A 12,971-nucleotide genomic window follows, 5' to 3' on the forward strand; every position below is an offset into this window, starting at 1 on the left:
CAAGCAATCACTAGTCGACCTTTACCTACATTAACTATGGAACATAATCTAGAGAATCTAGGGGGTCTAGTGAAGTCGAATCTCTAGAGATACGCGCTAAAGTAAAAAATGTAATACCTGAGCAGAGTAGGGGGACAACACAAGAATGACACAAAAAAGAACTCAGCTGAATATCAATATTGATCCAGCACTACTTTTACAACTTAAGGCTGAAGCAATTAAAAATGGAATGACTTTAACCCAATTTGTCACTTCAAAACTATCAAGCATAAGTTCAACATCGACGATTGATGTTCTTGAAGCCAGGCTCGCAAAAATAGAAGGACATCTTAATCTAAGCAAAAATTCACCTGATTCAGAAATAGAGCTTGATGCAATTTTTACTGATCAGGGAGCAAAGAAATATGGTGAAGTTGCCAAGAGCTTGTTTGAGTTACACCTAGGGAAGAAGGGACTTTCTAAAGAGGAGGGATTAAAACAACTTGCTGCGATTCTCCAAAGACTTCCTCATAGCTTTCCCGAACTAATCTTCCAAATTCTATTAGGCCATCATCATTTAACAGGGTTAGAAATGACAACGGCCTATAGGAATGGATCTTGCGCAATGAGGACTGCTCTAATGGAATGGTCCAATGACTCCTTAGAAGAATTAAACGAGACTTTCCTAAGTGCCGTGGTTACTAAAAGTCTTACGTAAAGATATAGTCCAGTTGCTTAATTGAGACGACTACTATAATTCAACTTATATTTCAAATCCAATTAGCCTATTAAGGCTATAAGTAAAGGCAATAATGTGCCCAAGAAAAAGCTCAGCATTTTCCTATCTAGACAGCTTATGCAAATATTTCTAGCCCTAATTATCCCTCTACTACTTTTAGGAGTCGTCTACCTTCTAATCATCCTGAACAAAGGTCTTCCTTTATGGATGGAAAGGCTTGCTAATAATAGTGGTATTTTTTGGACTTATGGAGTTATTGCAATCACGCTTCTATCTATCCTTAAATACTTCAGTAATAACTAAGGAGCTCAAAAAAAGATGAAACAAGATAGACAAAAAAGGAACATGGGAATATCAATAACGGATTAATGCAATTGAAACATTCTTTTCTCGAGTTAAGAGATTGTACTAATAGTAAAAACTGTGTTAGCCGAGAGATCAGCCATAAAGTTGTACAACTTCTCTTACAGTCCTAGGGGCCCGAAAGACGCAAATTTATACAAAAGTGAGTCAGCAGAACTTGAAAAACAAATTGCAATTAAGCCGTGATCTTTTTCTTGCCATTTGCAATGCCACCAGCCTTCAATCTTCTAATTTTTCCATCGTCCCAAATCCAAAAAACAGGATCGGCGGCTTTTGCTTTCTCCAAATCAGCGCTATCTCTCAAACTAACAGGTTTAAACTCCTTAGTTGGATCGAAATCGCTATCTCTCACGGCCTGATTCAAGACAATGCTGCCCTCTGAGTCAGAAACAGAGCGATGGTAAGTGCCAATAGGTATCTCGAGAGCGCCCATTTTGTGATTTAGGTAAATTACATGATGCGGCTCTTCCCATTCGGGATTAAGCAAGGTAAAAGTACGCTTTCCCTCTAGGACGAAGTTGTGGTCAACTTGGTGATGATGCACATAGTACTGCTCAATTTCATCGTCATTAGGAGGAGAAATTGCACTTCCATGATGAATAACCACATCAGATCCATTAGAGTTCTTGACTCCTGCATCAAAGAAAGTGACCTGAGGTGTTTCCCTAAACACATTTGTAGGAATAAAGTTTAAAGAAGTCTTTTTTTTACTTTTTAATTGATTCCACTGAACATTTATTCGTATTGAGTTGTTTAAATTTCTCAAAACAGGGCAGTCCTTCGTTACTTTTTGTAGAACCTTTAATTGATCAGGTTCCAAATTATTTGGCATCTCAATTTGAAGTAATAAAGATTTAATCTTGCGTGGACCATGAGTTGTCATTTTCTTATCAATTTCAAGTTTTATTTCATCTAATTCCCAACCTCTTTCTTTTGCAGTGATCCCCATCACTGTAAGGAAACAAGTGCCAACAGCAGTAGCTAATAAATCAGTAGGGGCAAAACTTTCGCCTTTTCCTGCATGATCAACAGGTGCATCAGTTCTAAGTTTTTCTCCAGAATTCACATGCTTAGCTTCTGAATGCAAATCTCCCAAATAACGGCAAAGAATTCTGTCTACACTTCGTAGACTTTGCAAGTAGATTTACTGGGGTTAAGTGTGCATTCCTTTTCCCAAAAACCAGTGTTTTTTTCCACTGGTAACTTATAAGAGAAATCGTGCATATGGTCGAGATCTCTCAATGGATTTGGAAAGACAGTAAAAGGAGTTCTTAGTTTCATAATCCTCCTGTTCGATTACTTTTATTATAGCACATGTATCTGAATTCAAATTAGTATTTCTTCGTAAGCATTTAGACTTACTGGTTCATACTGGTAAAAGTATTATTAACCTAATAAGGTGTCATCTACCATAAACATTTCTTCAGTTTATATAATTAATCTTTTCTAAAATTAAAGGCAAACTAATAGTGATACCACACAGAAGATCATGAGCACCCTTCTTTGACAAAGTTTTCTTCAATTCATTCTTTTCTTCAATGAAGACTATTTATATTGTCTCTGATAATCAACTAGAGCAGATAAAACTATTGAATGTCTAGGTTCTAAGCGATAAGGATAAATCCATTCAAACCTTCTTCCAACCTATTCGCAAATTTTTATACCCTGCTATATCCACACTTAGTCTCGAAAATTTTCACAGGAAGGCCTGTTGCATCCAGAGCAGTTTTGCATTGATCTCCAACTGTTCCGTAAACCTCAACAGTGAATCCATCTCCTAACTGCGCATGACCTTGCAAATACTCTGCAACTGGTGCATTAGCTAAATGTGCAAGAAAAGCATTATCATTTTTGTAGACTTCTGACCATGTAAAGCAAAGAGGATTCTCCGGGTCTTGATCAAAGGTATGATGCAACATACCTGGTTCAGAAGCCTCTACTGCAGCGTCAGTTTTAGCAGCAAGTTCTAAATATTCCTGAACTTTTCCTGGCTTAACTTTTATACGCGCAATAAGGATAAAAGGGGTTGAAGCATCAAATACAGTCATGGGTAAATCTCATATGAATTGAAGGTTCTCATATCAGAAAACAAATTGCCTGTAAAACAAACAATCTTTACGGAGCTACTGACAAAAGCACAAACGAGCCAACTGAGAAAGAATGCTATAGAGAAAACTTTTGTGGCTCTTCGAACCCTGAAATCCCCTAGAGCACTCCCATTTCTTCCCATTCTTCTAAGGGTTTGCTTCATATATAGTTGGATCCACAAGGTTTAACCAAATCCATTTAATTGAGGATCATATCTGTAAGTTGAAGATTGAGTCATAGCTCAATTTCACAAAAAGAGTAATGAAGGGTTGGTTGAGGTTGCTGGAGAATATGGCTGATTAAGGTATTTCCCTGCAGGTTTTCGGCTAAACAAAAACAGCCTACTTGTCACCGTGGATCATCTATTCCGAAGGTAGTAATCGATGTGTCAACATCTGGGTACCTTTGCTTTAACCACTCCAGGTCGACATCTGTTCCAATAATTGCTATTGGGTAACCCTCTGCATCAAATAACCTTCTGGGTGCCAAGCCCTCGAGCTGATCAACTCTATATCCTGGGTCATTCAAAAGTTCTTCCCTTGGGAGAATTCCTCTTGAAGCTTTGATTTCAAATGGGCGAGGAAGAACGCCTCCTTCAAAGAAGCTTGCGGGAATCCTTACTGCTTTGCAGGGACCTCTGTCAGACCAAACATGTCCAATAGAGGGCGAGTTAACCATGATTGCTGGTGGATTGGCGCTCAGGGCTTGTCCAAAGTTGTACGGGTCTTCTTCTACTCAAAGGCTGCCATTCAGTTGCGATACTATGTTTGAAGTAGCCGCACCTTGCAGCCCCTTCAGAAACCATGCCCATGCCGTCATTAAGGAAATAAAAACTCGGAAGATCAGCAGAATTTCCTTCATTGTGATCTTCGTCTATTGTTTGCGCACCAATTACTGAGCTAGAAAGTGCAGCCAAGTCATTAGAAGAAGCATCGTTTCTTCCTAAGGCTAGTTTCTTACAGCTTGGGAATGAAGTTGATTCTGCGTTCTTATAGCTACAAGTTATTAGTCCAGTTGCTGAGGTATAACTATATGTAGGGTTATTTTTTTCATCTTTAGGGATTGCACTCGCAGAGTCACAATTACCGGTCAATGAATATTGAGGGATTCTTCTAGGTGTAAAAGTACCGGGCGATCCAAAAACATAATCGCTTTCACATTCATTTCTTATCTGGCGCATAGCCTGTCCTGCACTAACTGAATTTCCCCTACGAACCAATCGAAGTAAATTAGGTCCCCATAAAGTGCTTAATATGGAAAGAACAGCAATTACCACTGCCATCTCAATCAAAGTAAATGCTTTGTTCTTTTCAACATCCATAGCTCAACATCACGGAATTATTGATTCTATCTAAACAAAAACAAGTTTCCAATGCTCTGAAAATTTATAGCTAGCTATGTATAGAGACTTATAAAGATCAGATTGAGACTTTACTCAGTCCACACGATTCTCGAATGGGAACACCTTCATCACCAATAGATAACTACCGGATCATGAAATATGAGCCAAATTTAGACTACATAAGCAATCCCTACACAAGCAAACATTTGCATCTTCAAGCAGTCTCGAGAGAATAACTTCTTATTTTTAATATTCACTTAATTTCTTCTAGTATTTCTAAAGCAGTCGTGACGTGTTTGGTGCTGTTTAACAGGTCATTAAAGATATGACGAATCACCCCTGTGGAGTCAACCAAATAAGTTACTCGTCCATCCAACAACCCAAGGACTTTAGGTACCCCGAACAGCGTTCTCAATGAATTATTTTCATCGCACAATAGAGGGAAAGGAAGTTTATTCTTCTCAGCAAATTTCTGATGACTTAACTGATTATCATTGCTAACTCCCCAAACAACAGCTCCAAATAATTTAAATAAATCATACTTATCCCTAAAACCACATGCTTCAGCCGTACATCCAGGCGTATCATCTTTAGGGTAGAAGAATAAAACAAGCTTTTTACCTTTACATTGCTTACTAGTTCTAATTTTTCCTTCTTGGTCAAATAGGGAAAAATCAGGTAGTTTATCTCCAATGTTTAAAGACATTTGATGAATAGCAAGGAATAAATTGTAGCAAATTTTGAAGAGTCTGATCACTAAAGAGAACTGACATCACTAGATAAACCTCTCCAAAGTAAGTTCCCGATATAAAACAATCCAGTCCATGAGATAATAAAAAGGAATGAAGAAAAATTCATAAAATTCTCTGGAATACAACAGTGAAAACAATCACAGAAAAGAAGCCAAATTCAATTAGATAGTGAAATGGTGTCTTTCTAGAATTAAGAATTGTTTGAGTCATATGCAAAGTTTGTAAAAGATTAAAAAATAGATTCTTAGTTAATTAAGCTTCGAGTCCATTAAGCTCTTTCAAAATGCTTTTTGACAAAACTAAAAGAATTGACAATTCATGATCAGTACAAAGAAACTAATCATAGTCAATCTATCATTGTTTCTTTAGGCTAAAGTCCAGTAGTTATTTGTTATTAGAAAACTACTGGAAGTATTTTTCTTATTAATCTATAGCTATAAAGAAGTGCCATAAACCCAACCATTGCCGATCTTAAATTAGCCTTTAATCATCTTCTGTATAGTTGGTGGAATTTTCTTCTAATTGCATTGGAGATTAATAAGTAAACATGTTTTGCTTGGAATGTTAGTGACTACCAAGCTTTTCTTAGTAGTAAGTAAAGGAGTTGCAGCTGTAATTTCTTAAAAAATTCCAGGAATCATTTGGCCTGTAGTGGCATAAGCGCCAAAGGCTGCAACGAAGCCAAGCATTGCAGCCCAGCCATTAAATTTTTCTGCGTCAGGTGTCATGGTATAAAAAGTGATAGTGAATTAATGATTCAGAATTAGTACATAAATCAAAGCCGACAGCCTAGGCTTAGCTGGCCAGAGTCCAATAAATAACCTAGCTTTAAAGCTGCCGCTTGTTCGCATCTAGAGAACCTTAGTTGGTTTCTAGCAATCCATTGCAGTTCATCTAAAGTGATAACTCCCGATGAAATAGATGCAAGGAATAATTTACCTACTCCCATTTAAGACCTCTCCAAAACTAATTTGCAAAGATCTTTTTGTAAGTAGCCTGAGCAAATTGCTGTAAAGGCTTGAAAGGATTGAATTCCATTTCTATACAAGGCCAGGAATAATTTGACCTGTTGTTAGGTATGCACCAATAGCGGCCCAAAAACCCATCATTGCAGCCCAGCCATTGATACGCTCTGCAATAAGCTTTTCAGGCTCAACGGGCGTTTTTTGTGATACTTTTTTCATTTGATTAAATAAAGCTTGAAAGAAGGTGAGCCGATTAACTCGACCTGTTAAGAACTATAACAGATAATATTACGGAGTGTGTAGATTGTGTTTCCACTTTTGAGAGCCAGGGAAGAGAATTAGTCCTGAAAAGTTGACTCTTAAAGGATTTATTCATATTGTAAAAGCTCAAAATAGAGCATTATATTAAATTTAAATACTATTTAATTGCTACAGATAAATCAATAAAACTATTTTTATATGGCAAAATAACCTTAATTAATATCAGCTTTAGTTAAAAGTTAACTTCAAAATCTAAAAGATAATTTCCTGATTTAGGCACATTTTATAAAAATTATTGAATATTATGTAAATATTTTTTCTATGAAGATAGGACCCAAGGCTCATTAGATAACTTTAAGATTGCGCCCAAAAGCTTTAAACAAGTCGCTTAGATCTTAGAAAATAACTTGATAGGTAAAGGTAAATCATTTTATTCACATAAAAGCGAACCACCTAAAAATATTTTTAGACATAAAAAAGGGGGACGTATTTCGATGTCCCCCTTTGAGTCCAGCTCTTATTTTAATACCAACGAGCTCGGACTCCTATCTAATTTCTAATCAACTAAAAACAACTCGCAAAGAGTATAAACACCTGTTGTGATCTTCACTCACTAATGAACAAGTGCATCTGAGTGGTGGGAATGGATCAGAAGAAATTGCAGAAATCCATTCACACAATATTCACACACTGCAATTCACCCAAGCCCCTTGATATGACTGAACCTAACTACTGGTTAATGAAGTACGTAAGATCAGTGAATGACTGGGTTTTAAAGGAATCGGATAATTTCATTCCAACTTCATTCCAACTTTTCTTTCATTTCTAGAAGCATCTTTATTTCGTAGCCCATGGGCAAGGCTTTGAAGATATTTCATAAATATTTGAGAGTTTCTATGTGGGTGATAAATTTTATGTTTTTTCAATTGGTGCCATTGTTAATCCTTTGCTGATCAGTTGCTGATGATATAGCTCTGCCTGTTCAAGCGGACCTCTCCATACTTCCGCTAAACCTTCCCTATCTACTTCGACGGCAAGGACCCATGATCTTTTTTCACTCATTCCTGGGATGATTGTCACGAGACAATTTGCCACATGTTCAAACGTATTAAAATTATCATCTAGAACTATTATCCTTGCTTCTGGATATTTCTTTTTTGTTGTCTTTGGGTCTAAGACTGTAGTAGTTGAATTAGCTGAAAATTTCATGGCTGTTGTTGCTACAAAATCCTTTGTATGTCTAGTCATTATTTTTTTATCCATCATGAGTAATAACGGTCTGCCATTTCTTGAAGCATCTTTCTGATGTGCTCGTCTTGAGCATTGGTTTCTTCTTTTAGTTTCTCGCATGCTCCTTTAATTTGCATCCATACCGCTTCCATTACTTCACGTTCTTCTTCTGAAGGTATCCATTTAGGTGTTTCCATATAAGAGATAATAGAAGTAATCAGTGACATTGCGAATGAATCCCTTCCTAGCGCTGATCCTTCCTCTATTAATTCTTGGATTCATCTACATCCTGATCATCGACAACAAAGGGCTTCCTCCATGGATGGAAAGACTATCTGATAACAGTGGGACTATTTGGACATACGGAGTCATTACGATCACTGTTTTATCAATCTTGAAATACTGGAGCAATAGTTAGATGACGCTTAGTCCTCATCGACAACACAAAATTTATATCGCAGCAACTATGGAATATGGTCTTGGTTCAGAAGATCCAGAAGAAGTTGCTTATTACAAGCAGATCAAAGAAGAGATGGAAGAATGAGGTTTCATTCCAACTCCATTCCAACCATCGAGTATCGCTAAGATTACATACTATGACTGAAATTAACTACTGGATCATGAAGTACGAGCCCTAAGTTATAGGGACAGTTTATAAGGCACTAAAACAATAATCCATTCCTAAATATCCCCTCATCAATCAAAGGAAAGAAGGGTCTAAAAGTGATGGTCGATAAGAAAGTAAAAAAGGTCTGTCTTCATTCTTAACTGCTGTAATAACATCTTCTCCTGTATGCCAAATCCATTGTTGCTGAGGAGATCTTCCATCAATATCAACACTTGTTCCAACTGGAGGACCAAAACGATGTCTTAATCCAGCCAATACCTCAGTCATATTTTCATAATCCATTTCATAAGCAAGCTGTTTCAAACCATACTCATCTTCGACACGAACACGAACTCTATTTACAGGTAACCCGCTCATCTGAAAATCGCTGACTTCAAAAAGGTCCTTACTTAATTCTTCCTGTACAGGGTTTAATGACACGCCTAGATGTCTTTCTACACTTTGAAGATCCATACCCCATGACAAACCTTCGACACACGCATTGACAGGAGAAGGATTGCACTGAATCAGAACAAGAAGAAGAACTAAAGAAATTATTTTAAAAAACCTCGTCATGTAAATGCCCTTGATCCTCACAATTAAAACTAGGAGATTATTTAAACAAATATATCTTTTATGAGGCATTGAACTCAAAAGAAAGAGAAAGTCTCGCAACTGATTGGCTAACGAAGCGTGAGCTTAATGTTTTCAGAACCCTTTAGGGGAAGATTTAGTACGCATTTTGAAATTCCAAACGTTAATGCCTCCTTTTGAATTTACTGCTGCCAAAGCACAGTCATCAGGTCGCCAGGCAATTGCGGAGACAAGCTCTCCTGCGAATGCTCCACCAAGTGGGTCACCATCACCATTACTCTTGAGAAACCAAACAAGAACTGAACCATCTCTAGCTCCTGAAGCAAGAAGCATTCCCTGATTTGAAAAAGCAAGACTAGAAATCGATTCAGCATGAAGAGATAATTGTCCAGGGACAGTGCCTTCAGGGCCCTTGCCTTCAAAGCTCCAAACTGTTATGACATCACTTCCTCCAGTAGCAAGGAGTCTACCGGTTTGGTCAAAAGATAATTGACTTGGCTTGCCTGGATAACCAGTCATCTCTGAGTCTTCGTTAGTTGAGCGACGCCAGAAATGAACAGAATTATCTTGACTGCCACAGGCCACAACATCACCGTCAGGGCTAAGAGCCATAGAAACAAGTGAGCCTTTCCATTCAAACTTTTGATTAACCTCATCACGAACTACATCAAAAAAAGTTACTTGGCCATAGCATGTTGTTGCTAATTCATTCGACTTTGACCAAGCGATCGAGCTAACAGTGCTTGGGTGTTCTCCTGATTTCCAATGCTCGTGGCCATCAATCCCATATACATGCACTCTGCGAGAAAAGGCTACAGCCAAGAAACGTCCATGTAATGACCATCTCAGGTGTTCGACCCAACCGTCTCCAAGCTCTATTACGTTGGTTGGCTCACCTTCCTCGCTATTCCAAATAAGAACACGTCCATCCTGTCCTGAAGTTGCAAAAATATCTCCATCTGGGTGTATAGACAATGCGAGTAGGCCTCCTTTATGGACCTCTTTTTTCTGCCAAAGGGGGGTTCCAGATTTACCCTCAAATAAATAAAGTCCACCTGCAACATCACCTGCTAAGAGTGCTTTGCCACCTAAGATCCACCCACAAACCATGACATAGTCTTCAACTTCAGCACTCCAGCCCTCGTGAATCATCCCCTGGGGGGGGAATCCTTCTACACCAGGCACTTGTCGAACTCCCGACACATTTCTTCTTCATCAAGATTTCGACCGATAAACACTAATTGATTATGGCGAGGTTCATTCCCCCATTCTTTATCGGGCTGAGCAGTGAAGAGCATATGAACCCCTTGAAAAACCATTCGCCTGGATTCACCCGCATAACTTATAAACCCTTTTGTCCTAAATATATCTACACCTTTTTCTGACAGGAGTCGACTCAACCAGTTATTGAGTTTTTCTGGATCGACATCACCTATTCGCTCAATAGCAATTGAGCGAACTTCATCATCATGTTCATGCTCTGCTACCCAAGTCCGCTCAGTTTCAGGTTGGACCAAAGCATCATTTTTGCCATCACTTTCAGTTTTAGCAATTAAAGTATCAAGCCGGGATACTTTGATATCAAATTCCTCTGCTGTGTGCTGGGTGAACAGCCCAATATGAGTAGGGTTATCAAGTTCTAAAAAGAAAGATTTACGCCCATTAGACTGAAGCTGAAGACTGACATGTTTTTCAAGTGGGACTGTGCTTCCCGGATGAAGAAGTTCCGCAGAGTCAGCGTAAAGTCTTACGCAAGATTCAGCACCAGCATTAAGAGCTGCTTCGTCAATCCCCTGGTCTTCCAGAACTACAAGAGACATAGTGGGATCAGGACCTTCTTCGAGGCTAAGTTCATAACGACCTTTCTCAAGAGAAAAGACACCTGTCCACTCGAATGGATATTCTGGCTCAAGAAAAGTGGGTCGACGCTTTAACACCTGATCTAGATCAAAAGCACTCAGGTTTAGCACAGTATCAATAGACACCTTCGCTTGCTTGCTACGCACAACACGAGCCATACGGTTCATATCTCGTAGTCGTGATTCAAGAATATCGAGAGATTCATCAGAGACTAAGTCCGTTTTATTTAGGACCAGGACATCTGCAAATGCAACCTGCTCAGAGCTTTCATCACTGCGACCGAGTTGCTGATCAATATGAGCCGCATCAACGAGAGTAACAATGCCATCAAGAGAAAATTCATTACGGATTTCATCATCCATAAAAAATGTCTGAGCAACAGGGCCAGGATCAGCAAGTCCTGTTGTCTCAACCAACACATAGTCGAATTTATCTCGTCTCTTCATGAGGTTTCCCAGTACGCGAATCAGGTCTCCACGAACGGTGCAACAAATGCAACCATTGGACATTTCAAAGACTTCTTCGTCAGCATTAATGACCAGACCCTGATCAATACCAACTTGACCATATTCATTTTCGATTACAGCGATTCGTTTACCGTGTTCTTCACTCAGAATCCGATTAAGGAGAGTGGTTTTCCCAGAGCCGAGGAAGCCCGTAAGGATGGTGACAGGTACTTTTTGTTCGACGGTCATTTTGCTTTGGTTAAGTCTTTAGTACAATTAGAATTGGTCAAGCTCATATCGATTAAGTAATTTTTATCGATGTCCAATAGTTCGATAGCCTTTTCCTCAAAATCATCAAGCTCAGAGTAGTTGTAGGGAACTTTTAAGCGTAAAGTTAATTTCCCACCTTCTCTTGCAAGAGAGTGATTAGAAAATCCAAGTTCTTGAATATTTTTCTCAAAATCATTTGTTAGAGTTAACTTTAATATTTTTTGCTGGTTCCATGGTGATTGATCCATGAAACTTGCTTGACCTTCCCAGTATTTTTTGTAAGTTTCTAAACCTTTAGCTTTAGACATTTTAGTTAAAGTTGAATGTGAGCTTCAACAGAAGGTTAAGATGTTTACATTAACGTTTAGTTAATGAATCCCACCTATTTTCTAATTGATTACCTGCTTTCTTATTGCAGGAACCACCCAAAGAATCAACGATTGTACATGTGTTATGAACAGCGACAGAAATAGTATTTCCTGTAGGCATTAAACCATCAACAAAAATCTGTTGTTTTGCTATAGGGGTAGAAGTTTGTCTACTTAAGTTTTTCAATAGCTTTGAAGGAGGGTTTTGCTCAGCAAAGATAGCTTGTACATTTGATTCTTTTAGCTCTGTGATTACTTTAGAAATGGTCTGAGGCCTAAGGCTAGATGAATGACCAAGAAAATCTAATAAGCTAATAGTTTTCAAACCAAAAGCATCCCCGTAGTATTCCATAGCTTTATGCTTAGAAACTATCGTCCTTTGATTAGAAGGGATTGTCGCTACTTGTTTTTGAGTCCATTGATCTAAGTCTTCTAAAAGAGAATTAACAGATTGAGTTCTTTCTTTTAAAACTTTTTTAGTTTCTCTATCAAAGAATGAAATTTTCGTGTTGAGATTTTTAGAAATGACATTCCCCATTTTGATGATGTTATGAGGATCGTGCCAAACATGGGGATCTAGTCCACCATGATCATGGTGATGATGATCACCGCCTTCATCTGGAACTTGAGCTATCGGTTCAATATCATCGCCTGAAACATCTTTAAAGAAATGTTCATTGGCTTCAAACTCAAAAGGCATATGCTCAGTAAAGAATGCATATTTACCAGCTTTTTTAATTTCTACATTGAATGTTGTGCTGTCTTTTCTCTCATTAAATGTAAGAAGATAGGCTTTTCCCTGTGCAACAAGTTTGTCATTATTGCGTTTAACTTCTGAATTTTTGGACTCTAATAATTCTTCAGCAAGTTCTTCTGATGCTTCAATATCCCCAGATTTAAGAATGACCATTTTCATTGCAGGGTCCGCATAGTCTCCATCGACTTTTGCAAAAGACCATTTGTATGTTCCTCGTGAAAGTTCAAAGACACCAGCCCATTCAAAGGCTTCATCTCCATGATCATCATGTTTAGCCGATGAGTGATCGTCATGATCGTCGTGGTCATCATGTTTAGCAGATGAGTGATCGTCATGATCGTCGTGGTCAT

At 38.3% G+C, this 12,971-nt stretch carries 18 protein-coding genes; 3 read left to right on the forward strand and 15 right to left on the reverse strand.

All coding sequences use genetic code 11. From position 1 onward, the window contains the following. The first annotated feature begins 145 nt into the window (after positions 1 to 145). Positions 146 to 697: a hypothetical protein gene (locus tag P9211_RS07290; RefSeq protein ID WP_012196056.1), complete on the forward strand. Its 552-nt coding sequence runs from the start codon at positions 146 to 148 to the stop codon at positions 695 to 697. Positions 698 to 835: 138 nt separating this feature from the next. After that, on the forward strand, positions 836 to 1,021 hold the full coding sequence (locus tag P9211_RS07295; protein ID WP_041391602.1) for a hypothetical protein: 186 nt from the start codon (positions 836 to 838) through the stop codon (positions 1,019 to 1,021). A gap of 235 nt (positions 1,022 to 1,256) precedes the next feature. On the opposite strand, the gene P9211_RS10025 is transcribed toward P9211_RS07295, so the two are convergent. The 10 genes from P9211_RS10025 to P9211_RS07345 all read right to left on the reverse strand — a co-directional run bounded on the left by P9211_RS10025 (position 1,257) and on the right by P9211_RS07345 (position 7,946). Beyond that, the gene (locus P9211_RS10025; RefSeq protein ID WP_012196058.1) at positions 1,257 to 2,219 is read right to left on the reverse strand and encodes an OsmC family protein; all 963 of its coding nucleotides are present in this window, start codon (positions 2,217 to 2,219) and stop codon (positions 1,257 to 1,259) included. 520 nt (positions 2,220 to 2,739) lie between these two features. Beyond that, positions 2,740 to 3,129 carry a putative quinol monooxygenase gene (locus P9211_RS07305; RefSeq protein ID WP_012196059.1) on the reverse strand — a complete coding sequence of 130 codons (390 nt, stop codon included), beginning with the start codon at positions 3,127 to 3,129 and terminating at the stop codon, positions 2,740 to 2,742. Between the two features lie 388 nt (positions 3,130 to 3,517). Continuing rightward, on the reverse strand, positions 3,518 to 3,847 hold the full coding sequence (locus P9211_RS07315) for a hypothetical protein (protein ID WP_012196060.1): 330 nt from the start codon (positions 3,845 to 3,847) through the stop codon (positions 3,518 to 3,520). After that, positions 3,840 to 4,490, reverse strand: coding sequence for a type II secretion system protein (locus P9211_RS07320; RefSeq protein ID WP_012196061.1), 651 nt, complete (start codon positions 4,488 to 4,490; stop codon positions 3,840 to 3,842). Before P9211_RS07320 ends, P9211_RS07315 begins: the two co-directional genes overlap by 8 nt. A 274-nt stretch (positions 4,491 to 4,764) precedes the next feature. Then, positions 4,765 to 5,217 carry a peroxiredoxin gene (locus tag P9211_RS07325; protein WP_012196062.1) on the reverse strand — a complete coding sequence of 151 codons (453 nt, stop codon included), beginning with the start codon at positions 5,215 to 5,217 and terminating at the stop codon, positions 4,765 to 4,767. 666 nt (positions 5,218 to 5,883) lie between these two features. Continuing rightward, positions 5,884 to 5,991, reverse strand: a complete 108-nt coding sequence (locus P9211_RS07330) for a high light inducible protein (RefSeq protein WP_012196063.1) — start codon at positions 5,989 to 5,991, stop codon at positions 5,884 to 5,886. Positions 5,992 to 6,038: 47 nt separating this feature from the next. After that, entirely contained in the window at positions 6,039 to 6,212 is a 174-nt protein-coding gene (locus P9211_RS09815) for a hypothetical protein (protein WP_012196064.1), read from the reverse strand. Positions 6,213 to 6,303: 91 nt separating this feature from the next. Beyond that, on the reverse strand, positions 6,304 to 6,447 hold the full coding sequence (locus P9211_RS07335; protein WP_012196065.1) for a high light inducible protein: 144 nt from the start codon (positions 6,445 to 6,447) through the stop codon (positions 6,304 to 6,306). Between the two features lie 954 nt (positions 6,448 to 7,401). Beyond that, entirely contained in the window at positions 7,402 to 7,698 is a 297-nt protein-coding gene (gene clpS / locus P9211_RS07340; RefSeq protein ID WP_041391604.1) for an ATP-dependent Clp protease adapter ClpS, read from the reverse strand. 53 nt (positions 7,699 to 7,751) lie between these two features. Next, on the reverse strand, positions 7,752 to 7,946 hold the full coding sequence (locus P9211_RS07345) for a hypothetical protein (protein WP_012196067.1): 195 nt from the start codon (positions 7,944 to 7,946) through the stop codon (positions 7,752 to 7,754). Positions 7,947 to 8,137: 191 nt separating this feature from the next. Between P9211_RS07345 and P9211_RS09985 the strand changes: the two genes are divergently transcribed. Next, entirely contained in the window at positions 8,138 to 8,263 is a 126-nt protein-coding gene (locus P9211_RS09985; RefSeq protein WP_012196069.1) for a hypothetical protein, read from the forward strand. Between the two features lie 156 nt (positions 8,264 to 8,419). Here the strand turns inward: P9211_RS09985 and P9211_RS07350 are convergent, their stop codons facing one another. The 5 genes from P9211_RS07350 to P9211_RS07370 form a co-directional block, all read right to left on the reverse strand. Then, positions 8,420 to 8,902, reverse strand: a complete 483-nt coding sequence (locus P9211_RS07350) for a hypothetical protein (protein ID WP_012196070.1) — start codon at positions 8,900 to 8,902, stop codon at positions 8,420 to 8,422. 132 nt (positions 8,903 to 9,034) lie between these two features. Then, positions 9,035 to 10,105, reverse strand: a complete 1,071-nt coding sequence (locus tag P9211_RS07355) for a WD40 repeat domain-containing protein (protein ID WP_041391207.1) — start codon at positions 10,103 to 10,105, stop codon at positions 9,035 to 9,037. Beyond that, positions 10,093 to 11,475, reverse strand: a complete 1,383-nt coding sequence (locus P9211_RS07360) for a CobW family GTP-binding protein (RefSeq protein ID WP_012196072.1) — start codon at positions 11,473 to 11,475, stop codon at positions 10,093 to 10,095. Before P9211_RS07360 ends, P9211_RS07355 begins: the two co-directional genes overlap by 13 nt. Continuing rightward, positions 11,472 to 11,804 (reverse strand): hypothetical protein, encoded by a 333-nt coding sequence (locus tag P9211_RS07365; protein ID WP_041391210.1) that lies wholly within the window; start codon positions 11,802 to 11,804, stop codon positions 11,472 to 11,474. The genes P9211_RS07360 and P9211_RS07365 overlap by 4 nt, the downstream gene beginning before the upstream one ends. Before the next feature lie 49 nt (positions 11,805 to 11,853). Then, a partial coding sequence (locus P9211_RS07370; RefSeq protein ID WP_012196074.1) for a metal ABC transporter substrate-binding protein occupies positions 11,854 to 12,971 on the reverse strand: 1,118 nt, incomplete at its 5' end.

The organism is Prochlorococcus marinus str. MIT 9211, assembly GCF_000018585.1.
Lineage (GTDB): Bacteria > Cyanobacteriota > Cyanobacteriia > PCC-6307 > Cyanobiaceae > Prochlorococcus_D > Prochlorococcus_D marinus_B.

Coding starts and splice junctions, on each gene's coding strand:
- P9211_RS07350 (WP_012196070.1), bottom strand. CDS start 8,902: ATGACGAGGTTTTTTAAAATAATTTCTTTAGTTCTTCTTCTTGTTCTG.
- clpS (WP_041391604.1), bottom strand. CDS start 7,698: ATGAAATTTTCAGCTAATTCAACTACTACAGTCTTAGACCCAAAGACA.
- P9211_RS09815 (WP_012196064.1), bottom strand. CDS start 6,212: ATGGGAGTAGGTAAATTATTCCTTGCATCTATTTCATCGGGAGTTATC.
- P9211_RS07290 (WP_012196056.1), top strand. CDS start 146: ATGACACAAAAAAGAACTCAGCTGAATATCAATATTGATCCAGCACTA.
- P9211_RS07345 (WP_012196067.1), bottom strand. CDS start 7,946: ATGTCACTGATTACTTCTATTATCTCTTATATGGAAACACCTAAATGG.
- P9211_RS07320 (WP_012196061.1), bottom strand. CDS start 4,490: ATGGATGTTGAAAAGAACAAAGCATTTACTTTGATTGAGATGGCAGTG.
- P9211_RS07360 (WP_012196072.1), bottom strand. CDS start 11,475: ATGACCGTCGAACAAAAAGTACCTGTCACCATCCTTACGGGCTTCCTC.
- P9211_RS07330 (WP_012196063.1), bottom strand. CDS start 5,991: ATGACACCTGACGCAGAAAAATTTAATGGCTGGGCTGCAATGCTTGGC.
- P9211_RS07305 (WP_012196059.1), bottom strand. CDS start 3,129: ATGACTGTATTTGATGCTTCAACCCCTTTTATCCTTATTGCGCGTATA.
- P9211_RS07335 (WP_012196065.1), bottom strand. CDS start 6,447: ATGAAAAAAGTATCACAAAAAACGCCCGTTGAGCCTGAAAAGCTTATT.
- P9211_RS07295 (WP_041391602.1), top strand. CDS start 836: ATGCAAATATTTCTAGCCCTAATTATCCCTCTACTACTTTTAGGAGTC.
- P9211_RS09985 (WP_012196069.1), top strand. CDS start 8,138: ATGACGCTTAGTCCTCATCGACAACACAAAATTTATATCGCAGCAACT.
- P9211_RS07315 (WP_012196060.1), bottom strand. CDS start 3,847: ATGGTTAACTCGCCCTCTATTGGACATGTTTGGTCTGACAGAGGTCCC.
- P9211_RS07365 (WP_041391210.1), bottom strand. CDS start 11,804: ATGTCTAAAGCTAAAGGTTTAGAAACTTACAAAAAATACTGGGAAGGT.
- P9211_RS07325 (WP_012196062.1), bottom strand. CDS start 5,217: ATGTCTTTAAACATTGGAGATAAACTACCTGATTTTTCCCTATTTGAC.